This window comes from Acinetobacter bereziniae, from assembly GCF_016576965.1.
Lineage (GTDB): Bacteria > Pseudomonadota > Gammaproteobacteria > Pseudomonadales > Moraxellaceae > Acinetobacter > Acinetobacter bereziniae.
The window spans coordinates 376,614-399,018 of record NZ_CP066119.1 but is presented as its reverse complement, the minus strand read 5'-3'; the positions used below and the strand labels follow the sequence as shown (position 1 = coordinate 399,018).

Sequence of the window (22,405 nt, the reverse complement as noted above, 5' to 3'; positions counted from 1 at the left end):
AATTGAAACCTTAAATATTCTGCTTTTTCCATTGTGAATCATCTAATTGGAATACTGCCTTGTCCCGACCTTCATTTGGATTTTGATTTAAAAAAATTTCATTCCAAGTTTGAACTGTTGTTTTTAATATGGGCGGTGTTTTAAATGATTCAAATAATTGCTTTTCAATAGCTGAAAGTTTACTGCTGATTTTCAGTCGAAATGGTGCCTTATAATTTTTTTTCGTAATCGTGTCTATTTCTTGAAAATCCCAAAAAAATACACCTGTTGTGCTAAAAGGATCATAGAGTGATCTTGTTGTTTTTGCTCGTCTTTCAACCAACTGTAATCCATAAAGATCTCTTAACATTTTAGGGCCTCCTAAACCCTGTGCAAAGACCCATAATGTATTTCCAAAAGTTCCATCTTCTTTTAACCCAATACGAATCGCATTTGCCCACATGAGACGTTTATTATCTCCAAATAAATGTGTTGCAGGTGTACCAATACGAATATGAGCGCCAAGAAAAACTTTATTGCCTAGGGCATCCTCAATAAATCCTTCACTATTAGGGAATCCATCACCATATACCAGTGAAGTAATATCCATATATTTATTAATTCGCTCCACTCGAATCATCAACTCATGACGAACATCTAAATCAGGAACAAAACTTTTACCTGTTGCATCATAAACATCACGAGAAAGGGCAAAAGCATGGTTTTTACCATGATAATGAGAAATAAAGTTAAAACTACGAGGGCTTTCAAATTTTATTTCAGGGACTATCATATTTAATTCACCTGATGGTCTATATTTAATATCGGCATAGTCCTCATCATGACCGAGTATAGGGACTCCCAAAATTCTTAATGGTCCAGATGTATTAGATTGAACTTCTATAGAATTTAATTTTTGCGATTGATTTGTTTTAGATAAATCAATATTTGATTTTGACCAAACACGAGAGCTTACACTTCGAGGAGGAGGAGCTTTAGCCTTCGGTTCAAAAAAACTTCTCTCTAAAGAAAATCCTCGATTATCGCCATGGAAAAAGAAACCTTTGGCTTCAAACTGCGCATTGGGGTGAAAAGAACGTAGATTGATCTGATAATTTGCCAATTTAACTAATTTGATTATTACATCATGGCGTTTTTTATTTGGATCAGCAGGTGTTGTCATTACGGATGCTAAAGTTTTTCCCATTTTTAATCCTTTTTATTGTGTTCTAAATATTCTGCTAAATATTGAAGTCTGAAAGTTTGTACTCCATTTAGTTTTTTTTCTAATTCAGGAAGTGAATAATCCCCCAAAAAATTTTCATAACTTAATTTGTCATCATTAAGTTTGGGGTAAGAAATATTAAATTGCATACAATCCCAATATTCTCCTTTTTCTTTACCTAAACTTTCAAAATCCCCCATATACGATTCATATTCATCTATATTTTTCCAAATATAAGCATCACAAATATTCCAAGCATAGGCTGTTTTTAATTTTACTTGCTCTCGTGTTAAATGATAAACATCTAAGTCATTTGTTTTAGGGTAAAGTTTAGGATCAAATATCATCTGTTTAGCTTGATTATTGCTATCAATATACCAGGACCAATTAACTCTTTGATCGTAATCATACCCCCCTCCACCTTGATAAGGCATATTGATTCGTTGTCCATCTTTGGTCAGTGTAATCCAATAAACATTTCGATAAGTGTAGTTCATACTTTTAGTCAGAACTTCTCTTCGTGAAGCTTTAACTTTGATTAAACCATTTTCAGGAACAGTTAAAGACATGCCTAGCGGGTCCATTTTTAAGTCTTGTCCATCTGCTTGGTCAAATACCACAAACACAGGACCTATGAAGTTTTCAGGAATTAAAAAGACAACAGCTGGTTTCATGGCATCCTTCCCCCAACTTACCAACTTGATGACAACAATCGTCGCAACCAAGAGGCTGATGATGAATATAATGAATTTTGTTTTCGTCAAATTCAGTTTTTTAATCACTCTTCTTTCCATTGGTGATTGATATCATCATCGCCTAAATATTTAAGTTCCAATTTTTCAGCCTCCGTTCCAGTTTGAACAAATTGAGTTTGTTGTTGATCATCTAAATTTGCATTGAACTGATAACTACGTTTTGAATTAAAGAGTTTAAAAGGTAAATTTTTAATATCTTCATCACTGATTAAATTAAAACCGTGATTAAAGCCTTCTAAATTTGAGCTTGGCAAAAAAGGCAATGTTGTAACGACTTTTTGCCCTCCCTCAAACTTATGTTGTCCTGCCTGAAACACAACTTTACCGCCTGTCGAGATAGTAATCCCTTGACCATCAATTTGAATACGAGAACCACCTGCCATTTTTATTACTCAAATATGCATTGTTTAACAAAATAGTATAATATATAGTCAAAATAGTCAAAATTTAAGCAAAACAAATCATGATTTATAAGAATTTCTTAAATCTTAAAATCATCAAGAACCATAGCTACAAAAAGGAAGCATACGCCTAAACAATGGAGAAAAATTTCTGATGACAATGATTATCACTGCCCATTTAGGAGATTGTATCCTGATCGCCGCAGATAAAAGAGCAATGTCATGTAATTTAGAAACTGGACAAATCAAATTGGCAAACGATAATGAGCAAAAAATAAAATTATGGAATCGAGGCGCAATTGCTGGCACAGGCGAAACCATATTTTTAGATCGAGTTGCAGATTATTTTATTCAATTTAAAAAAGATGAGTACCATTTAAAACAATTAGATAGAATTTATGACGAGATAGAAAAACGAATGCTTGAAGGTATTCCACCAAAAGTTTTATACAATAACTGCATTATGTTTTCCATGTTTAATGGCGTTGAGACTTTATTACACTCTATCCCCATTGAGCCTTTTTTTCACGTCATTGAAAAAAATGATCGTAAAATCATTCAGCCTAAAGTACTTACAATTAAAGCTTATGATGTAGATGTCACCTGCTTTAATCTTCCACCAGATATGAGCAACCTACAGGAATTCCAACGAAATTTAAAAGCGCTGTCCGATTTTACAGACGAAAAAGAATTCGTTTTCTATTACATCAGACATTTAAAAAAAATTTTTGCGACACATGCTCAAGTAGACCCAAGTATTACCACATCATTTGATCTCTATTTACAATCTTGTGTGACAGGAAGAAATATAGCAATTCATGTTCCAAGTTTAATTTTACCTTCAGTCATCTCCGATGACTTAAACTATTGGAATAGAATGAACAATATATAGATTAAGATAATATTTAAATCATAAGGTGGACGATTTGCAGGATACACATCCACACTCTAACATTAGACCTCTTGCGAAAGTAGATTTTTTTGTCATTTGGGTTTTATATAATGCCTTATAAATCAAAGGTTACATCTGCTCAAATTTCAACCAAAGCAAGAGACCTATTAACTAAATAAATCATTATATAAAGAGATAAAAAAACATCTATTGTTTGGTTTTCATTTGATTTTAATAAGCTTTATATCAAACTGAAATTATCTTTTATTTGCTAGCCTGTTTACTGCAGCTTGAATAATATCTGGTAATAGTTCTTTTCGAGGCCCTGATGAGTCTCCAATCATTTTTGCGATACTTTCGCTATCCATGATCCAGCAATTACTTGGAATGAATTGGATCTGTGGTTTTCCATCAAAATGACTAATTGTTAAAAACATTCTTTTGAATTGCACCATTCTTGTAATTATTGCTCTTACAATTTCTTCTTCTTTAAACTCAGGATATTCTGGAATCTTACCACCCAGTCGATCAATTTCACTATGCAACCCCCAGTAGTAATCCATAATTTTATTACAAGTTTCTGATTGCAAGAGATCGAATGATATCGGGGGAGTTTCAATATCTTGATTGTGAACATCAGAAAATTTATCAGTCGAATATGCTGTGGGTGCAGCACATTTTGGACATGAAATAGCGAGGTCACTGAATCTTTTACCACATTCTTTGCAATTAATTAGAGCCATTTTGATTTCCTTAACGTGATATGAGGGAGTAATAAATTTATCGCTCAATAGTTACAGGTTTATTTTCTTGGTTGCTTATACTCACAATAACCTACAGTTACGTTATAGTTTAAACACAAGTATGGTCTGGAAAACTTAGACATGAGTCAAAATGTAAGCCAAGAAATTATTGATTTACTTTCTAAAAGTGGAATTATCTTTACCCTAACTGTACCTATCCCTTACGGAACTACACAGATCAATTTAGACAAAAATCTTGTATCGGAATATGTATTGGATAAATATTTAGCATTAGCAAAATATTATGGTGTTTCAAAATCAGAATATGTGTTGTGGTTACAACAAAACATGAGTGTCATATGTTGTGGGACTACAAAGCAGGGGAAAAGATGTAAAAAGACTGTTAAAGACGGAAACCATGTTGATATTCAACAATGGATAAAAATGCAAGGTTTAGTTTGTGAATTACATGAATCAGAACTTAAATAATATTGATAACACTACATTTTGTGTTAGCGATCCTCAAAAACAGGGTTCCAACAAACATGATTGCTTTAACTCATTAAAAACTTAGCAAACCTTTGTTGATCATTGATTTAAGCAATTCAATTTCCATGACTGTAAAGTCATCTACTGACACCTCTCGCCATTGCTGAAAATGCCACTCAACTTAAAATGAAAAATCCGTTTGAGTGAGTGTCGCAATGATTCAGATTTTACAGAAACGCCCTTCTGCTTTAACCCTTCGTGCAGGCTCACTCGCCAAACAACTCATCGCAAAAGAAGGATTGCAGTCACAACACGTGGATATGATCCCCGGTGCAGCAGGAGGTCCAAAAGGCATTGGGCTGATGGGGCTTGATCAAGCGATTTTTGGTGATTTTCTACAACGTGTCAAGCAACGCCGCTTTCTTATCGGCTCATCCGTTGGCGCATGGCGTTTTGCTGGGATTTTAGCACAGGGAGAACTACTCGGACCTGAGCGATTGGCTGAGTTATATATCCATTTACCTTTTCATAAAAAGATGAAGATCGCAGAGATTGAAAAAATATCTCGGGAGATGTTGTACAGTATTTTAGACCACCAAACCCAAAAACTGGTCGAACATCCTGATTATCACCTCACCATTATTTCAGCCAAAGCAGAACATTTATTTCAAAGTGATCAGAAGCTTGCACTTTATGGTTCTTTATTGGGCATTATCGGCAGTAATGCTGGGCGAATTCAAACATGAGGTGCGACAGTTTCAAAAGCCATATGATAATCAACAAGCTGAGCAAATTTCTCTAATGGTGTAAGCCAATCTAACGCCTTTCTAGGACGAGTATTCAGTGACATGGCAACTTGATTTAAATAATGCTGATCTGCCTGATTTAAATCAATCCCTTTAGGTAAATATTGCCTAATTAAACCATTCATATTTTCGCATGTGCCTTTTTGCCAGGGTGAATGTGGGTCACAGAAATATACATCTATGCCTAAATCTTCTTCGAGTATTTTATGTTCTGACATCTCACGTCCACGGTCATAGGTCAACGTTTTACGCAGTTCTGCAGGTAAATATTTCAGAGCTTCAGTTAAAGCCTTGCGCACTGATTCTGCCTTTGCATCAGGTAATGTTGCCAAGATACAGAGCCGTGTATTTCGTTCAATAAGTGTTGCTATCGAACTTTTATTGTCTTTACCTTTAATTAAATCAGCTTCCCAATGACCCGGTATTTTTCTTTCTTGAACTTCGGCTGGGCGCTCATGAATAGTTTTAATATCCTGTAATATAGAATCTTTTTTAGGTTCACCGTTAGCTTTTCGCTTTTTATTTTCATGACGTAGACAGGATAATAAGTCTTTTTTCAACTCACCCTTGGGTAATGCTCGTATCGTTGAATAAATCGTTGTATGGCTTACATTCATTGTTTGATCCAAATCAGGAAATGTCTTTAAACGCTTTGCTATTTGCTGAGGAGACCATAAACAACGGATCGCTTCAACAATAAATTTCCAGAGGATTGAATCGATTTTGAGTTTTCTGTGACCACGTCTACGTCTAGCAAAAGTGTTATCAGAAGCATATTGAGCTTGATAAACGTCATTGATGCTATTTCTTTTAAGCTCACGATAGATCGTACTAGGATGTCTTTTAATGAGTTCAGCAAATTTTCTGGCTGAAAAGCCTTCTTTTCTTGACTCAAGCATTAATGCAGTACGATCTTCAAAGTTAAGATGATGGTATGACAATTTTATATACTCCATAAACCCTTTAAATTAATTAGGTGGTTTATGTCGCACTTCAAGTTTTACTCTGCCCTGTTTCTAGACAACATCTCAGTAAGTTTATGCAACGCGTAATTTGTCAGCCAGCACAATTTCCACAATTTAAAATTCAAGATGACGCTTTTAAAACACATTATTTAAATTTTGACCAAGACAATGTTGCCGATTGGCTCATGGCTTCAGGTTCAATTCCGGCAGTTACGCCAGCAGTCAAAAATATCACCAATGCACCTCATGGTGCATATCGTGATGGTGGTTTGATTGACTATCACATCGACTTGCCTTTTGAAAGTAACGGCATTGTTTTATACCCACATTTTACCGACCGAATTATTCCAGGTTGGTTCGATAAAATGTTTAAATCTCGAACTGCAAATCCTCAAAACCAAGCGAGAACATTACTAATCTCGCCCTCTCAAGCCTATTTAGAATCATTAGCTCTAGGGCGTTTACCTGACCGTAAAGACTTTGTGATGAAAGGTTTAGATGATCAAAAACGGATCACACTATGGAAACAATCCGTCGCAGAAAGCCAACGACTGGGAGATGAGTTTCTAGAATTGATCGAAAAGCAGAACTGGGCTGAACATATACAAGACTTATAGCCTCTGATTTTTATTTAATGCTATTCAAGGGAACTCGCATAGTATAGCCAATTTGTTAAAAACGCATACAGTAAATAAAATCAAGGCGATAGATATATTGTTTGATGATATAAAGCTTGCAATGCCACACTTTTCCTCTAAAGTTTAAATAGATTTGCGTAAGCGACACCTTACTTTTCAGAGATGAAAAAATAACAAAAATCTTGCGTTTAACAGGGATCTTGCGCTGCAAAAAAAAGCAGTGCTTTGTTTTTGCTCATATCGCCCTTGACCGACGGCGGCATCCATGCCGTCAACTTTGATAGCGACATTAGGTAAAATTCGCTGATGAAAAAAGCAAAGACTATTTCATTTTTATTCAGTTAATAATATTGATTGATATAAAGTCAAAACAACAAGGATGTTGCACAAAATAAAGTGTGTTGATCACTGATTTTTTTTGCTAAATTTAAACCATTCAAAATACTTATGCCAATAATGAATCAAAATAACACCCCAAAATTTGCCATCGTTGGGGCAGGAACAGCTGGGCTTGCCGCTGCAATTTTACTTGCACAACAACATATTCATGTCACCATTTTTGAAAAAGCGCATGCACTTGAACCTGTTGGTGCGGGTTTATTACTACAACCCTCTGGTTTGGCTGTTTTTGAGCATCTAGGAGTTTTAGAAGATGCCTTGAAACTGGGTGCATTGGTGACAGGTTTAGAAGGTCAACTCGCCAATGGATTTAAGTTGGTCGACAGTCATTACGTACAAGCCCACCCAGATTTTTATGGTTTAGGAATCCATCGAGCGACCTTATGCCATGTATTAGAAAAAAAATGTCATGAATATGCTGAATTGATCACATGGCACATGAATACTGATATTGAAAGACTTAATGAATCCTCACATGAAATCCGAGTCATCGGTACACAACATCAAGAATATTTTGAAGACGTATTTGATCATGTGATTATTGCCAATGGTGCACGAAGCCGGCTGAGACCTCGTCAATGGGTTAAAGTTGATCAAGCTTACCCATGGGGAGCCAAATGGACCATAGTGCCTGAATGTTTAACACTGGATACGCAGATCCTGCATCAATTTTATGACCGCGCTAAAATAATGATGGGCATTCTACCTACAGGTGCTATTCCAAACCAACCACAACAACGACTTTCTAGTATTTTTTGGAGCCTTCCCACCAACCAACTAGAAAGTTTTTTGCCCGATCAGCACGCACGTTCCGAATGGCTCAAAGAAATTTCCCAACGCTGGAAGCCAGCAGCAGATTGGTTAGAGCAGGTCATCACCAATCCAGAGGAAAAACAACAATGGCTTTCAGCCAATTATCGTGATGTGGTGCTCTCCAAATTTGGTGAAGGGCGTATTGGAATTATAGGTGATGCTGCACATGCAATGAGCCCGCAACTTGGTCAAGGCGCAAATATGGCGTTGTTAGATGCATGGGCTTTAGGTCAAGCTGTTCGGCATGCAAGAGACAATCAAACTATTGATCGTGTAAAGCTTTGGCAACATTACCATCAGCACCGAAAAAGCTCGACTGATTTTTATCAATTTTTAAGTCGCTTGCTTACCCCTCTTTATCAATCTGATCTATGGTGGGCAGGTACTTTGCGAGATTTTAGCTTTTCTTGGATGTATCGAATACCCTATTTTAGAAAGGAGATGGCAATCACCGTGACAGGTTTAAAATCAGGTATGTTCAGCCAAATGAAGTATCAGGACATTGCACACTCGTCACTGAACCGAAAAAAATGATGCTCACTGTAATACAAAACAGTGCGATAGTGCTGTAACTCATCTTGTTTGATAAAATTGTGCTCGATGAAATTATGCTCATTAAAACCACGCTCGTTAAAACTATGCCCTTTAAAATCGTGCATTATGGTCTGATAACTTTCTTCGACGCCCAATCGTTCTTCTGCTCGCCAAAAGCTAAAATTGAGAGTCTTTGTTTTTGCTTCGCTTAATGGCAATCGTTGATTCATCTGCACAAAATAAATGAGCCCCAATAAACCCACACCCTGCTGTTTTAATTTAAATACTTGCTGAATCAATGCCTTCATCTTCGGCTTTAAATGTGCGAGCAAGATTTTTGATCTCAACGAAATCCATGATCAATATTTTCCTAAAATGTTGGAAATAACGTACACTATACAAGCGCTACGCTATCTATCACATGCGTTTAAAGTAATTATCTTATATTGATTAACCTGGTGAAATCCTATGAACAATCTGCAATGGCTCGATGAAGTAAAATTTAACGAACAAGGACTTATTCCTGCTATTGCACAACATCATCAAACTGGGCGTATTTTGATGGTGGCATGGATGAACCGTGAAGCACTGCAACTGACCGCTGAAAAAATGCGTGGTGTTTACTTCTCACGCTCACGTAATAAATTGTGGTTCAAAGGCGAGGAATCAGGGCATTTCCAAACTGTTTATGAAATTCGTTTAGACTGTGATGCTGACGTCATTGTTTTACAAATCGAACAGCATGGTGGTATTGCCTGCCATACAGGTCGTGAGTCTTGTTTCTATCGTAAATTGACAGCACATGGCTGGGAAATTGTTGACGCTCAACTCAAAGATCCACAAGCAATTTATGGTGATAATACTTCAGCGAATGCACATACAATTGCGATGAATGCATCGAATGCTCAAGCTGAACAAGTTGAAGTCTTAGGTTATCTAGGCAAAATGATGGCTGAGCGTAAAGCGACTGATCCTGAATCGTCTTATGTTGCCAAGCTTTATCATAAAGGTTTGAATAAAATCTTAGAAAAAATCGGTGAAGAAAGCATTGAAACCATCATTGCGGCAAAAGACTTTAAAGCCGAAGCCAATGAAAATCATAAAAATGATTTAATCTATGAAGTTGCAGACCTATGGTTCCATACCATTGTGATGCTGGGTTATTTTGATTTGGATGTACAACTGGTCTTAAACGAGCTTGCACGTCGTCAAGGGCTTTCAGGTTTAGTTGAAAAAGCCAACCGTGAGCATTAATTGGCAGATGTAATATCGGCATTTTAATTCAGAAAAACGCGCAATTTTAAGCGCGTTTTTTATGCCTATATAGATCAACTTAGATACAATAAAATCAAGTCAAGGAAATATCTTATTTTTGAGAAATCTTAAATGGATCATCAATATAAAAATCTAACGATTCCAGCCCATACCCAATTTGCAGATATTAATTTTGTGGGTTGTGATTTTAGTCATAGCATTATGGATGATGTAATTTTTAAAAATGTGAATTTTTACCAATGTATTTTTCAGAAAACTTCGTGTTCTAGTGCTCGTTTTTGGGGGATGCTTCTTTGATGAGTGTACTTTTAAAAATACAGATTTGAGGCACACTTATCTTGGTGCTTGGGGTGGTGGCTTATCTAATTGTCAGTTTATTAAATGCAAAATCAACCCTCTTTTTGATACCTATTATTTAATTGATTGCATTTTTGATCATTGTAAATTTAAAACTGTTGAGATCCAAAGCCTTTATCTGAACAATGTTAAATTTATGGGTCCACTCGAAGACATCAGTATCCAAAAACTCGATATTGCAGAACTAACTCAATATCAGACACCAGAACAAGCAGCGCTGATCAAAAAGAAAATTCAAGAAAAGACGGCAAATGCTTTTTATCACCCAGATATTGTCATTGATGGGCTTGATTTTTCAGAGGCTCGTTTAAAATTCATACAAATTAAGTCCTCTACACTAAAGGGAGTCCAAGTCGCGAATGATCCCTATCATCTTTTACTTTTAAAGAATGCAAAAAATATTACTCAACAAGTTTATCAAGATATTCAGTTGAATTGGGACGAGCCTGAAACGCAAAGTTGGGCACTTCAATGTATACAACGTTTTTTAAAGTCAGATTTTGCGATCATCTGCTTTGATGAATTTAAACATTTTGAAAATTCCGACTTTGCTAAAAAATTAATGACATTATTCAATAAATATCAGCCATAAAAAAGCAGCGAGTATTCGCTGCTTTTTTATTCAAATCTTAAATTAAGAAGATTTCTTCTCAACAGAAGGCGCGATTGGATCAGCAGTCAAATAACCCACTGCAGCCGCGTAACGATCTTTATAGTTACTACGAATCAATGGATCTAAAGTTGCTTGAACTTTACTGTGCAAAGAGCCCCAGTCTCCAGCATGCTGGAAGTTGCTCATGATGTAGGTCCAGCCATTAATTGAGTCTACGGCATGCAAACCTGTCGACTCTGCGCCTGCTGGGCATGAAAGAATGCGGTCTAATTTCTTTGTATCCACATTATATGCCCATAAGTAGTTATTCACATGGTTACCACTGTCTTCACCGATGAATAATGTACGTAACGCTTCAGAGAATTTTAAGTTATCTGCACTTGCAATCGTATTTGGATCAGAAGTATTGCCGATATTTAACGGATCAGCAGAAGCATCAATATCTTTTCCAATTAAAAGCATGTGTGATTGGTAAGGTACCCAGTCACTTTGAATAGCTTTTCCAGATTTATCGCTCTTAGAGCCTGCCATATCATGTGCAACAATACCACCAGCAGAAATCTTTTTCGCAAATGCTACATTATGTGACTCTAACCAAGCAGCATTGCCTTTAATCATTGAATCTTGAATATTGGCAAGGGCTGAATAAGCAACTTTGTCTTTAGCATTGACTGTTGTTCCTTCCATTTTGGTAAACGCCATACTACCGCCCATCAACGCTGCGTAGCGATGCGTTTCCAAGAATGCAGCTGCTTTTTCCATACCTGGTTTAACTTTTACCCAAACTGTTTTCTTTTGCAGAATGATCTTGGTATAGCTTGCATCTTGTGGATCTTTATCTAAACTTTCCATGATTTGACTTGGTTGAATATTTTGAACATTCACCAAATCTTCAATTTCTTGACTGGTTGCATGACCCAAGTTAATCCACTGGATTTGTGCAGTTGAGGTTTCATTCAACTCATTTAAATACTTCGCCACATATAATGTTCCAGCAGATAAATCTTTCTCTTTATCCGCAACGAACATAAACAAACCGCCATTGGTATAATCATCACCCATCAATGCAGTGCGATTATCAGGCATCACTTGAATCAACTCATGTGAGATACGACCCAAGCAATAGTGTTTTTTCACTGTGCCTGTACCATCTTTATTTACAGTGACTTCAGGTAAGTGACCGTAGTTATAAGGTTTTGCAGAGGTTTCATCACCATAGACATTTTTACTATAAGCTTTCATGGTGGTCATATCTGTACCTAAGCCTTGACCAAATGCATCTGGCTCATACTCTTCACTTGAAAGATGTGTGCCCCACGGTGACAGGCTTGCACCACAAGTAATCCATAAACCATGTGCTTTTGACATATCTACATTGTGATATTTCACAAAAGATAAATGACCCGTTTTCGGATCTTGGTCAAGTGAAATCACCCCAATTGGCGATGGCAACTTGCCATACATGTCATTACCCGCCAAATCACGTGTGGTATATTCAAATTGCACCACAGCAAATACCGGATTGCCTTTTACACCATCAATTTTGGCATCTTTAACAGTGAGCAAAGATGTTCCATCTGGACAATCTGAGAAGAATTGACGTGGTGAACCTGTAGAGTTATCCATGATTGGCTTATTATTAATATCATAATAGCCACCTGCCAAGATTTTGCTACCCTTTCCATCACTGACCAAATCACCTGTTTGGAAGAAGGTTTTATAAGCAAGTTTGTAGTCAGTTTTAGTATTGTCATCCCATGTTACGGCTAGGCTAGAAGCAACTGTTGTTGTCGCCATCGCTGCTGGGTTTGCCAACGTTGGTGCATCCATTGGTGTAAATGTTGCAGTTTTTAATTTAGCTGGGTTGATGGGTTGAACTGTATCTTTGTCATCATCATTACAACCTGCAAGAGTAGCAGAAGTTGCCATTGCCCCAAGTGGAAGAAACGGAATGCTGGCTAACCATGTAAGCACTTCACGACGTGTGTGTTGGTTGGCTGAATTTGTCATAACTTTATCCGAATATGTTATAGAATTTTCCCGAGCCCAGTTTAAGAATCAGTTATGACAATCTAGTTTCACTTTTAAGTCATTTTAAAGACAAACATATATAAAAATTCGTATGATGATAAAAATGATCAGGTTTGTTGTTTTGAGTTTTTTTATATCTATCTTCATTCTTCTGTTCATCCTCATTGAACAACAAGACAATAGATTTCACCCTAGCCCGGATTATTCTTTGCTATACTCAATGCATACTGAATTTCAACCCAATAAGATTTCATAACGACTGTGCCTTATTCTTTTAGCCCAACCTCCGAGCAAAGTTTTGCAATTGCAGAAGCAAAAAAAGGACAATCCTTTAAAGTGATTGCCTATGCTGGCACAGGTAAAACCACGACTTTACAGTTAATCAGCGATGCGATGACTGATCGACGTGGGATGTATTTGGCGTTTAATAAAGCCATCGCAACTGAAGCACAAAATAAATTTCATCAAAATGTAGACTGCAGAACCTTCCATTCACTTGCATTTCGTAGTGTGCCTCGTGGAATAACCGATAAATTACGTCTACCTCGCCTAAGTCCAAGTTTTATTGCAAAAGAATATCGACTTGAGCCGATTACATTGAGACGCTTGATGGGCGGTCGTTATGAAAAATATGTGTTGATGCCGAGCCGTTTAGCCAGCCTGGTTGCCAACGCAGTCAGTTATTTCTGCTCAACAAGTTCTCAATATCCTGCACCACGTCATATACAAGCACCCAGCTGGTTACATCCTGATGATGTTGAATCTTTACAAACCCACCTCTATAAAGCCGTAGAGCGTCGTTGGTTAGAGTCTATTGATTCAAACCATCAAGCAGGGATTGGTCATGATATTTATCTCAAACTCTGGGCACTGTCAGATCCATTTATTCCCGCAGATTATGTGCTATTTGATGAGGCACAAGATGCTGACCCCTTGATGCTGGGTATCCTGTTGCGCCAACGCAACACCCAAGTTATATATGTGGGTGATGCACATCAACAAATTTACGCTTGGCGTGGTGCCGTTAATGCCATGCAACAAATGCCACTTCCTGAATCACGTTTAACCACTTCATTTCGTTTTGGTGATGCAATCGCAGATGTCGCAAATCATCTGCTTGGTGCCTTGGACGAAACGGTTCCTCTCTTGGGGAATTCAGAAATGAAATCCGCTGTGGTCAATAAACCACATACCAAAATGCGTGATGCAATTTTATGTCGTACTAACGCGCGTGCAATGGAATTACTACTTTCAGGCTTGGTTCAGGGAGATAAAGTCAGCTTACAAGCCGATCATGCCAAACTAAACCGTTTTGTCGATGCAGCAAGTTTATTAAAACAAGGCAAACGTGTGATCGATGTTCCTGAATTGGCATGGTTTAATTCTTGGCATGATGTACATGAATATTGTGAAACCAATGATGGCAGCGATATCAAGCCTTTAGTTAAATTGGTTGATGATCATGGTACAGATCCACTCAAAAAAGCACTTGCTAAAATTACCCCAATAGAGCAAGCTGATTATGTGATTTCTACCGCACATAAAGCCAAGGGACTTGAGTGGAATCGCGTTCATATCGAAGATGATTACCAATTTAAAATAAACGGTTTGGAACATAAAATCAGTGATGAAGAACTGAGACTTTTATATGTCGCTTGTACCCGAGCAAAAGTCAGTTTAAATATTCATCACATTTATGATCTGGTTCAACAACTGAAAGTAAAAACTCCATTTAAAAATAAGGCGACAGCATAAGGTTTTGGTCCTTTCATCAAGATGTAAAATCATATAGTCAAAAGATGAATCGTCATAGATTTTCACGCTGCCCGTTAAATGTCAGGTATCTTATGAAACTAGAATCAATTCATTTTCGGCATACATACCATTTTGCTGATTTAAAAATAAATTTTAATGATAAAAATAATAAATCGACTACGCTCATTGTAGGCGATCAAGCCAGCGGTAAAACCGCCATTATTAAGAATATTTATCAAGCGCTGAGCTGGTTTCCCGCTCGCCTGAAAGATTTAAGAACACCTGGTATCGTGATGCTTGATCAGGATATTATGCAAGATCGTGTTCAATCTAAAATCGATGTGAATATCCACTTTCCAGCCGAAATGGGACAATTGGCAGAAAGTAGTGCAACGACTGAAAATGATCCTCAAAGCTGTCGTTGGCAAGTTTATAAAACTATAAATAGCGCAGGGATAGGCATTAGCAAAGTTGATTTACAGCAACTCGAACAGTTGGTAGAACGTTATAACCAAGTCATTAAAAATGATCCTGTACAAGGATTACCCATGCTTGCGTATTACCCTGCTGAACGTTTTGTCAATGAAGTTAATATTCTCAATAAAAACAATCCAATCGTTTTACAGCCACATAACGCCTATGAACTGGTGCCAATTCCTTACACCACATTTGCACGTTTTTTCGAATGGTTCAGGGAAATGAGCGATATTGAAAATGCTCAACTCGCACAATTATTTCAAAATATTTTAGAAAAAAAACAGCCTGCTGATCACTCTGATCAAGACTTTCAACATCTTTTATTTCAAGCGCATTCACAGTTACACGCGCCTAGCTTACAGGCATTAAAAAAGAGCCTAAATACGATTATTCCTGAGATCACCGATATCTATCTTGAGTACCAACCAAAACTACAACTTATGGTCACCTATAAAGACCAGAATTTTAGTTATCAGCAATTATCCAATACCGTTAAAAATTGGCTGGCGTTGGTGGGTGATATTGTACGTCGACTGTGTTTACTTAACCCACTGAGCCTTTATCCATGTGAAGAAGGCGAAGGAATCTTGCTGATCGATCAAATTGATGTTGACTTAGATCAACTCGGATTACAGTTCATTCTGGATCGCTTAAATATGGCATTTCCACGCCTCCAAATTATTGCAACCGCAAGTCATGAAGCCTTGTTAGAGCAAGCGGATGAATATCAGTGCTTTAAGCTTGAAAACAAACAACTTCATGAAATTAAAAGCAATGATGTATGGGATGAATATCAACACATCTATGAAAATTTATTAAAAGAAATTCCCAAAGATACCGAACAACCTTTACTTGAACCCAGTATGCAGAGCCTAAATGCTCAACAATTGTTTCAACAATTTCAACAACTCAATGAACAACAACAAGCTGAATTGAAACGTTTAATCCAATCAGGTGATGATCAATCTTCACATAAATCATTGCTCTAAACTGGGTTTGATCTGAGCGTTAACTTACAGACATGAATGAATGTTGAGAAATTTTCAATCTCTATTTTTTTCATCATTCTCAAATCATGATGTTCTTTGCTTTTACCTGATTTTTTAGCAAGGACGATAAAACCTATAGATTGTGACGCATGGCTTAAAGATTAGACAGCCAAATGCGATCATAAGCGTATAATTACAAATGTTTGCGCAAAAACTGACAAAATAAATTGATGTTATTCTGCGCATGTAATACTATGAAAAAATCAATTCAAATTAGATTTTTCAATCTTAATTGATTTTCTAATCGTTTTCTCATGTTGCGCAACACAACTGATTTTTACTCATTAATTTAACTCGGCTTTCAAGATTTAAGTTATTGGACTGTTCCTTGCATTCCTCAAATCCTTGAAAGATAAGATTCACATAGGTTTCACGACCTATTCACGATAATGGATACGCGTGTGCTTCCGATTATTATTCTATTACCGTTAATACTTGGCACTACCCTTGTCCTGTGGCTGAAGCAATTCTCTCGAGGGGTAACAGCTTTAGGGGCAATCGGGGTCAGTTTAAGCAGTTTCGTACTGCTACTGACTCAGGCAAAAACAGTATTGAGCGGCAATGCCATTTTAGAACAATGGCAATGGTTACCCCAAATTGGGATTGATTTTAGCTTTCGTTTAGATGCATTAAGTTTAATTTTTTCATTGCTGATCACGGGTATTGGCACCCTGATTTATATCTATGCTTACTATTATTTAAATCCTAAAAACTCTCTCAGCAAACTTTATTCATTATTGATGCTATTCATGGCAGCGATGCTGGGTATTTCTCTATCAAACAACCTCATCATATTATTGGTGTTCTGGGAGCTGACCAGTATTTCATCATTCTTGCTTGTGGGTTATTGGAGTAATTACGAAGCAGCGCAACGTGGCGCACGTATGGCAATGACCATCACCGGGATGGGTGGCTTAGCCATGCTGGGGGGTTTTATTTTAATTGGTCATATTGCAGGAACCTATCAAATTGACCAACTCACCACAATGACAACAACAATTCAAAATAGTGGTTTATTTGTTCCTGCCTTATTATTGATTTTATTGGGTGCATTTACCAAAAGTGCACAATTTCCGTTTCACTTTTGGCTTCCAAATGCAATGGCAGCCCCAACGCCTGTATCGGCGTATTTACATTCAGCAACTATGGTCAAAGCAGGGATTTTCCTTGTTGCTCGCTTGCTTCCGATTTTTGTGGGTTCAGCGTTGTTTCATAACCTCGTGACCACTATTGGATTATTTACCTTATGTATGGCAGCATTCTTTGCCATTTTTAAAGAAGATTTAAAAGGGTTACTGGCCTACTCAACGATTAGTCATTTAGGTCTGATCATGTGCCTATTGGGCATTGGCTCACCATTAGCTGTTGCAGCTGCAATTTTCCATATTATTAACCATGCAACGTTTAAAGCTGCTTTGTTCATGATTGCAGGCATCATTGATCATGAATCAGGTACACGTGACTTAAGAAAGCTCAGTGGATTGTGGCAACTGCTTCCTTTTACTGCAACATTGACCATGATTACTGCTGCCAGTATGGCAGGTGTACCACTCACCAATGGTTTTATTTCTAAAGAAATGTTCTTTACAGAATTATTGGCGAACTTATCTGGTGGCTATGTTGTTTTAGCTGCAATCCTTGCAACATTGGCAGGTCTCTTTGCAGTAGCTTATTCGGTACGTCTTGTACATGGTGTATTTTTTGATGGTGATGTAGGACGTGATGTGCCCAACAAAAATGCGCATGAACCTCCGCTTGGCATGCGCTTACCGGCAATTATCTTGGCAACGTTATGTATTCTAGTGGGTATTCTTCCTGCACTTTTGGTGGAAAATATCGTCAATGCAGGAACACGTGCCTCTACACAGCTGTCAAACTTTGAAGGTGTTCATTTAGCCATTTGGCATGGTTTTAATCTGCCTTTACTGATGAGTGCGATTGCCCTCATCGGTGGTGTGATTTTCTACTTTGCTTTAGCCAAAGGTGGGCGAATTCGTGAAATTGACCTTGACCCAAGTTTAGGGCGTTTACAAGGGAAATTATTATTTGAAGACTTCCTGAAAAATCTGTTATCGCTATCCCGCAAAGTAAAGAAAAATACTGAAACAGGTTCATTACAAAATTATCTGTTGTTGATTCTAGCCTTAAGTATTGCTTTAGTTGCTGCCCCGCTACTCAACCAAAACCTCACTACAGGAACACGGGAACTGACACATGCACCATTCACAGCAATCGTCCTTTGGTTGTTGCTGTTCTCTGCATGTTGGATGATGTTGTGGTTCCATCATGAACGGATCAAGGCAGTTTTAATTAGTGGTGCAATTGGTCTGGTCGTCACCATGATTTTTGTGACGCTCTCAGCACCTGATCTTGCACTGACACAAATTACTGTAGATGTGGTCACCACCGTACTGTTGTTGATGAGTTTGTCCCTTCTTCCTCAATTGACACCTTATGAATCAAGCCGTACACGACGTTGGCGTGATGCTGTGCTTGCCATTGGTGGAGGTATTGGAATCGGTTGGATCGCATGGTTGATCATGACACGTGATCACAATTCAATTTCATGGTTCTTTGTACAACAGTCGCTTCCATTGGGTGGTGGTTCAAATATCGTCAATGTCATTTTGGTCGATTTCCGTGGTTTCGATACCTTTGGAGAAATTGCCGTATTAGGTATCGCAGCGATTGGTGCACTCTGCATGATGGATGGGATGCGTACACACGGTACAACCATGACAAAAGGATTAAGCTATCGTTTTAACCCGTCGCCTTTAATGTTCCGTATGACCGCTTCATGGGTACTTCCTGTTGCATTGGTGGTCAGTTTGTATATTTTTCTACGTGGACATAATTATCCAGGGGGTGGCTTTATTGCGGGTTTAATTACCTCAATGGCACTGGTGATTCAATACATTGCACTCGGACAAGACCAAGCGGAGAAAATGCTGCGAGCAAAATCTGGTCGACTTTATGAAGTCTGGATTGGATTAGGATTATTGATTGCAGGGCTGTCAGGCATTGCTTCATGGTTATGGGCTCGTCCTTTCCTCACCAGCGCACATGTCTATGTGGAATCAAGCCTATTTGGTACATTCCACCTTGCTTCTGCCGCCGCATTCGATCTTGGTGTATATGGCACTGTGGTTGGTGCAACAATGTTACTCATTTCTGTTTTAGGCGACTCTAGACATTCCAGTATGTCTGGTCCAGTACCCAAGGAGTAATGCATGATCAGTTTAGAATTTTTAATTGCATCTGCGATTGGATTATTGGTTGCCTCTGGTATTTACCTTATTCTTCGAGCTCGTACCTTTCCTGTTGTACTTGGATTGGCAATGATTGGTTATGCCGTGAATATTTTTCTATTCGCAATGGGAAGAATACAAATCAGCTCACCTGCCATTCTCATTCAGGCAACAAAAGTCACTGATCCTTTACCACAAGCATTGGTACTCACAGCAATTGTGATTGGCTTTGCAACCACAGCTTTTATCGTGCAATTGGCATTGCGTAGCCGATATGAATCGGGTACTGACCATGTCGATGCAAAAGAGGAACCAAGTAGTTTTGACCCACGTGAGGATGAGCCGTAATGAGCAGCTTTTTAGATTTTTGGTATGCTCACTCTCCGATTATGAGTGTGTTGATTCCAGCATTTACTGGTTTCTTACTCATTTTACTGGGCAATCCTGGTTCTGGGGCTTTAAAACATGATTGGCGGCAGCCTTGGCGTCGTGGTCTGAGTTTAGTTTCTATTGTTCTCGGACTTGCGACTGCTATTGCTTATCTGCTTCAAGCCAATACTGGAAAAATATTTGTTTATCAATTGGCTGAATGGTCCGCACCATTTGGTATTGTCTTGGTGCTTGATCGTTTATCCGCATTAATGTTGGTGCTTACCTACGCGCTTGCAACCCCAATTTTATGGTTTGCCAGTAAGGAATGGGATGAGCGTGGTCGCTACTTCCATGCCATGTTCCATCTATTGCTGATGGGATTAAGTGGTGCATTTTTAACAGGCGATTTATTCAACCTCTTCGTGTTCTTTGAAATATTGTTAATGGCATCTTATGTATTGCTATTACATGGTCAAGGCAAAGCACGTTTTCAACTTGGTATACATTACGTCACGATTAACCTACTTGCTTCTGCCCTGTTCTTGATTGGATTAGGAATGATTTATGGCAGTGTGGGTAGTTTAAATATGGCAGATGTAGGACGATTGTTACCGACTTTAGACAACGATCAACATCGACTTGCCGTAGCGGGTGGTTTACTACTGTTCGTGGTCTTTGGAATTAAGGCAGCCATGTTACCTGTCGGTTTTTGGCTACCAAAAACTTATGCTGTCGCAACAACACCTGTTGCTGCCATTTTTACGATTATGACCAAAGTCGGTGTGTATGCGATTTTACGCGTTAATGGCACAGTGTTTAATGATGCTTTAGCTGCGCATTTTCTTCAAACATGGTTACTGCCGATTGGTTTGCTGACTTCACTTTATGGGGTCATTGGAGCGCTGGCTGCAGAGCGTTTGCGTCGTTTCGTCGGCTTTATGATACTGTCTTCGATTGGCACAATCTTAGTTGCTATTGCAATGCTGAATACACAAGCATGGTCGGCAGGTTTATATTATCTTGTGCATAGTACTGTGATTGCAGCATCGTTCTACTTAGTGTGTGGCTGGATTACTTCACAACGTGGTGCAATGAAAGATCACCTCAAAGTTGCACCTAAAATGAAGCAAGACAAAGTATTGGCAATGACATTCTTTGTGATTGCATTGATGATGGCTGGCTTACCGCCATTTAGTGGCTTTTTAGGCAAGGTTTTGATTTTGCAAGCCACTGCAAATATGGCAGCGCAAGGCTGGATTATTGCGGTGATTTTAATCGTCAGCCTATTGAGTATTATTGCTTTTACCCGCGTCGGATTCATTCTGTTTTGGCGTGCAACTGCACCTGAAAATAATCCTAAAGAAGAGGCTTATGCTGCTTATCAAGCTTTGCCAAATCAAGCACCGCCACGCAACGATAAAACGATTTATCTGCTATTGGCAGGTTTAATTGCCTATGTCGTCTGTGCCGCACCGATTTTAAATTATGTTGAAAAAACAGCAGCACAAATTACTGATGCCTCTTTGTATCAACATGGTATTTTAAAAACTGATGAACAAGGACAAACCATTAGTGTCCAACCGTTCGATCCAAACTATGTTCCTGAAACCAAATACAATGGTGAAATGGTCGATCCAAACGCGCATTATATTCCTTATATTATTAGCCCAGATACGCTACAAGGTGAACATATCTCCGAGTATAAGCAACGTCAAATCAAAGGACAGGAACAGCAGCATACGGAAAATAATCAACTGAAGCCAATGGAGCAATAAATGCAAAATCAATCATTATTGACCCGTATAGTGCCACATCCCTTTGTATCGGTGATTGTGGCAATGAGTTGGCTGATGCTGAATCATAGCGCTGAAAGTTTTGACATTGTGGTTGCAATCGCTCTAGGCTTGATTATTCCCAAATTGATCCAACCCTTTATTGTTTGCACCCCGAATATTCATTGGAAAAGTGCAATTCAATTATTCTTTGTAGTGCTATGGGACATTATCATCAGTAATATTAAAGTCGCAAAACAGGTTTTGGGACCCACAAAAAATCTCCAACCGAAGTGGTTTCGGATTCCTTTAGACACTGATCATGAACACGTCAATACCCTGTTGGCAATGATTATTACCACCACCCCCGGAACTGTCAGTGCGGGGATAGATCAAGAGCGTGGTGACATTTTGGTTCATGCCTTAAGTTGTGATGATGTGGATGCTGAAATCCAAGCGATTAAAGCACGCTATGAAGTCCCGTTAATCGAGATATTTGACCTTCAACAAGGAGAACGCTCATGAGTATCCTGCCTTATGCGTTAGGCATCTGCCTCGTTGCTGTCACGCTCTCTATGTTGCTGTGTTTAATCCGTTTGGTGATGGGACCTTCGATTGTAGATCGCTTATTGGCACTAGATACCTTGTTTTTAAATGCGACCTGCTTAATCGTTATTTTGGGGATTTACTGGGCCAGCACCTCGATGTTTGAAGGTGCACTTTTGGTCGCCATGCTTGGCTTTGTTTCAACTGCAGCGCTGGCTCGTTATTTTACAACGGGTCATGTTATTGATTAAGGAGGACGATCATGGAAAAT

The 22,405-nt window shown here is 38.3% G+C and carries 20 protein-coding genes and 2 pseudogenes; 15 read left to right on the top strand and 7 right to left on the bottom strand.

What is annotated here, in order from left to right:
- Positions 1-10 precede the first annotated feature (10 nt).
- The 3 genes from I9192_RS01825 to I9192_RS01815 form a co-directional block, all read right to left on the bottom strand.
- A complete protein-coding gene (locus I9192_RS01825) occupies positions 11-1,186 on the bottom strand; it encodes a hypothetical protein (RefSeq protein WP_005034287.1) in 1,176 nt (391 codons plus the stop codon).
- A gap of 2 nt (positions 1,187-1,188) precedes the next feature.
- Complete coding sequence (locus I9192_RS01820; protein WP_005034289.1) at positions 1,189-1,878, bottom strand: hypothetical protein; 690 nt, start codon at positions 1,876-1,878, stop codon at positions 1,189-1,191.
- A 104-nt stretch (positions 1,879-1,982) separates the two neighbouring features.
- Positions 1,983-2,342: a hypothetical protein gene (locus I9192_RS01815; RefSeq protein WP_005034291.1), complete on the bottom strand. Its 360-nt coding sequence runs from the start codon at positions 2,340-2,342 to the stop codon at positions 1,983-1,985.
- 172 nt (positions 2,343-2,514) lie between these two features.
- Here I9192_RS01815 and I9192_RS01810 point away from each other — a divergent pair, with 172 nt between their 5' ends.
- Positions 2,515-3,252 carry a hypothetical protein gene (locus I9192_RS01810; protein WP_005034294.1) on the top strand — a complete coding sequence of 246 codons (738 nt, stop codon included), beginning with the start codon at positions 2,515-2,517 and terminating at the stop codon, positions 3,250-3,252.
- Between the two features lie 257 nt (positions 3,253-3,509).
- Here I9192_RS01810 and I9192_RS01805 read toward each other — a convergent pair whose 3' ends face one another.
- Positions 3,510-3,995 carry a hypothetical protein gene (locus tag I9192_RS01805; RefSeq protein ID WP_005034299.1) on the bottom strand — a complete coding sequence of 162 codons (486 nt, stop codon included), beginning with the start codon at positions 3,993-3,995 and terminating at the stop codon, positions 3,510-3,512.
- Positions 3,996-4,136: 141 nt separating this feature from the next.
- Here I9192_RS01805 and I9192_RS01800 point away from each other — a divergent pair, with 141 nt between their 5' ends.
- Positions 4,137-4,484: a hypothetical protein gene (locus tag I9192_RS01800; RefSeq protein WP_005034302.1), complete on the top strand. Its 348-nt coding sequence runs from the start codon at positions 4,137-4,139 to the stop codon at positions 4,482-4,484.
- Positions 4,485-4,699: 215 nt separating this feature from the next.
- A pseudogene (locus I9192_RS01795) lies at positions 4,700-5,212 on the top strand (patatin-like phospholipase family protein); the annotation flags it as partial.
- A gap of 8 nt (positions 5,213-5,220) precedes the next feature.
- Here I9192_RS01795 and I9192_RS01790 read toward each other — a convergent pair.
- Positions 5,221-6,246 carry an IS30-like element ISAba125 family transposase gene (locus I9192_RS01790; RefSeq protein WP_001988464.1) on the bottom strand — a complete coding sequence of 342 codons (1,026 nt, stop codon included), beginning with the start codon at positions 6,244-6,246 and terminating at the stop codon, positions 5,221-5,223.
- A 56-nt stretch (positions 6,247-6,302) separates the two neighbouring features.
- On the opposite strand from I9192_RS01790, the pseudogene I9192_RS01785 reads away from it, so the two are divergent.
- Positions 6,303-6,872 (top strand): annotated as a pseudogene (locus I9192_RS01785) (patatin-like phospholipase family protein); the annotation flags it as partial.
- Positions 6,873-7,349: 477 nt separating this feature from the next.
- Positions 7,350-8,639, top strand: a complete 1,290-nt coding sequence (locus I9192_RS01780) for an FAD-dependent oxidoreductase (protein WP_005034306.1) — start codon at positions 7,350-7,352, stop codon at positions 8,637-8,639.
- On the opposite strand, the gene I9192_RS01775 is transcribed toward I9192_RS01780, so the two are convergent.
- Positions 8,600-8,986, bottom strand: a complete 387-nt coding sequence (locus I9192_RS01775; RefSeq protein ID WP_227567158.1) for a hypothetical protein — start codon at positions 8,984-8,986, stop codon at positions 8,600-8,602. The genes I9192_RS01780 and I9192_RS01775 overlap by 40 nt on opposite strands.
- A gap of 121 nt (positions 8,987-9,107) precedes the next feature.
- Here I9192_RS01775 and hisIE point away from each other — a divergent pair, with 121 nt between their 5' ends.
- The 3 genes from hisIE (at position 9,108) to I9192_RS22215 (ending at position 10,863) form a co-directional block, all read left to right on the top strand.
- The gene (hisIE, locus tag I9192_RS01770) at positions 9,108-9,893 is read left to right on the top strand and encodes a bifunctional phosphoribosyl-AMP cyclohydrolase/phosphoribosyl-ATP diphosphatase HisIE (protein ID WP_005034311.1); all 786 of its coding nucleotides are present in this window, start codon (positions 9,108-9,110) and stop codon (positions 9,891-9,893) included.
- A 132-nt stretch (positions 9,894-10,025) separates the two neighbouring features.
- Positions 10,026-10,211 (top strand): pentapeptide repeat-containing protein, encoded by a 186-nt coding sequence (locus I9192_RS22520; protein ID WP_227567157.1) that lies wholly within the window; start codon positions 10,026-10,028, stop codon positions 10,209-10,211.
- 196 nt (positions 10,212-10,407) lie between these two features.
- Positions 10,408-10,863 (top strand): hypothetical protein, encoded by a 456-nt coding sequence (locus tag I9192_RS22215; RefSeq protein WP_227567154.1) that lies wholly within the window; start codon positions 10,408-10,410, stop codon positions 10,861-10,863.
- A gap of 42 nt (positions 10,864-10,905) precedes the next feature.
- Here I9192_RS22215 and I9192_RS01760 read toward each other — a convergent pair whose 3' ends face one another.
- Positions 10,906-12,894, bottom strand: coding sequence for a PhoX family protein (locus tag I9192_RS01760; RefSeq protein WP_005034316.1), 1,989 nt, complete (start codon positions 12,892-12,894; stop codon positions 10,906-10,908).
- A gap of 282 nt (positions 12,895-13,176) precedes the next feature.
- Between I9192_RS01760 and I9192_RS01755 the strand changes: the two genes are divergently transcribed.
- The 7 genes from I9192_RS01755 (at position 13,177) to I9192_RS01725 (ending at position 22,385) form a co-directional block, all read left to right on the top strand.
- On the top strand, positions 13,177-14,670 hold the full coding sequence (locus I9192_RS01755; RefSeq protein WP_005034319.1) for a UvrD-helicase domain-containing protein: 1,494 nt from the start codon (positions 13,177-13,179) through the stop codon (positions 14,668-14,670).
- A 92-nt stretch (positions 14,671-14,762) separates the two neighbouring features.
- Complete coding sequence (locus tag I9192_RS01750) at positions 14,763-16,136, top strand: AAA family ATPase (RefSeq protein WP_005034322.1); 1,374 nt, start codon at positions 14,763-14,765, stop codon at positions 16,134-16,136.
- 449 nt (positions 16,137-16,585) lie between these two features.
- Positions 16,586-19,423: a monovalent cation/H+ antiporter subunit A gene (locus tag I9192_RS01745; RefSeq protein ID WP_005034325.1), complete on the top strand. Its 2,838-nt coding sequence runs from the start codon at positions 16,586-16,588 to the stop codon at positions 19,421-19,423.
- A 3-nt stretch (positions 19,424-19,426) separates the two neighbouring features.
- A complete protein-coding gene (locus tag I9192_RS01740; protein ID WP_004825361.1) occupies positions 19,427-19,792 on the top strand; it encodes a Na+/H+ antiporter subunit C in 366 nt (121 codons plus the stop codon).
- A complete protein-coding gene (locus I9192_RS01735; protein ID WP_004825363.1) occupies positions 19,792-21,591 on the top strand; it encodes a monovalent cation/H+ antiporter subunit D in 1,800 nt (599 codons plus the stop codon). Before I9192_RS01740 ends, I9192_RS01735 begins: the two co-directional genes overlap by 1 nt.
- The gene (locus I9192_RS01730; RefSeq protein ID WP_005034327.1) at positions 21,592-22,113 is read left to right on the top strand and encodes a Na+/H+ antiporter subunit E; all 522 of its coding nucleotides are present in this window, start codon (positions 21,592-21,594) and stop codon (positions 22,111-22,113) included.
- Positions 22,110-22,385 (top strand): monovalent cation/H+ antiporter subunit F, encoded by a 276-nt coding sequence (locus I9192_RS01725; RefSeq protein WP_004825367.1) that lies wholly within the window; start codon positions 22,110-22,112, stop codon positions 22,383-22,385. Before I9192_RS01730 ends, I9192_RS01725 begins: the two co-directional genes overlap by 4 nt.
- Positions 22,386-22,405 lie beyond the last annotated feature (20 nt).

Excerpts from the sequence above, each read along its gene's own strand:
- I9192_RS01740 (WP_004825361.1), top strand. The coding sequence starts at position 19,427 with ATGATCAGTTTAGAATTTTTAATTGCATCTGCGATTGGATTATTGGTT.
- I9192_RS22215 (WP_227567154.1), top strand. The coding sequence starts at position 10,408 with ATGGGTCCACTCGAAGACATCAGTATCCAAAAACTCGATATTGCAGAA.
- I9192_RS01745 (WP_005034325.1), top strand. The coding sequence starts at position 16,586 with ATGGATACGCGTGTGCTTCCGATTATTATTCTATTACCGTTAATACTT.
- I9192_RS01760 (WP_005034316.1), bottom strand. The coding sequence starts at position 12,894 with ATGACAAATTCAGCCAACCAACACACACGTCGTGAAGTGCTTACATGG.
- I9192_RS01820 (WP_005034289.1), bottom strand. The coding sequence starts at position 1,878 with ATGAAACCAGCTGTTGTCTTTTTAATTCCTGAAAACTTCATAGGTCCT.
- I9192_RS01750 (WP_005034322.1), top strand. The coding sequence starts at position 14,763 with ATGAAACTAGAATCAATTCATTTTCGGCATACATACCATTTTGCTGAT.
- I9192_RS22520 (WP_227567157.1), top strand. The coding sequence starts at position 10,026 with ATGGATCATCAATATAAAAATCTAACGATTCCAGCCCATACCCAATTT.
- hisIE (WP_005034311.1), top strand. The coding sequence starts at position 9,108 with ATGAACAATCTGCAATGGCTCGATGAAGTAAAATTTAACGAACAAGGA.
- I9192_RS01810 (WP_005034294.1), top strand. The coding sequence starts at position 2,515 with ATGACAATGATTATCACTGCCCATTTAGGAGATTGTATCCTGATCGCC.
- I9192_RS01790 (WP_001988464.1), bottom strand. The coding sequence starts at position 6,246 with ATGGAGTATATAAAATTGTCATACCATCATCTTAACTTTGAAGATCGT.
- I9192_RS01805 (WP_005034299.1), bottom strand. The coding sequence starts at position 3,995 with ATGGCTCTAATTAATTGCAAAGAATGTGGTAAAAGATTCAGTGACCTC.
- I9192_RS01815 (WP_005034291.1), bottom strand. The coding sequence starts at position 2,342 with ATGGCAGGTGGTTCTCGTATTCAAATTGATGGTCAAGGGATTACTATC.
- I9192_RS01730 (WP_005034327.1), top strand. The coding sequence starts at position 21,592 with ATGCAAAATCAATCATTATTGACCCGTATAGTGCCACATCCCTTTGTA.
- I9192_RS01800 (WP_005034302.1), top strand. The coding sequence starts at position 4,137 with ATGAGTCAAAATGTAAGCCAAGAAATTATTGATTTACTTTCTAAAAGT.
- I9192_RS01735 (WP_004825363.1), top strand. The coding sequence starts at position 19,792 with ATGAGCAGCTTTTTAGATTTTTGGTATGCTCACTCTCCGATTATGAGT.
- I9192_RS01725 (WP_004825367.1), top strand. The coding sequence starts at position 22,110 with ATGAGTATCCTGCCTTATGCGTTAGGCATCTGCCTCGTTGCTGTCACG.
- I9192_RS01825 (WP_005034287.1), bottom strand. The coding sequence starts at position 1,186 with ATGGGAAAAACTTTAGCATCCGTAATGACAACACCTGCTGATCCAAAT.
- I9192_RS01780 (WP_005034306.1), top strand. The coding sequence starts at position 7,350 with ATGAATCAAAATAACACCCCAAAATTTGCCATCGTTGGGGCAGGAACA.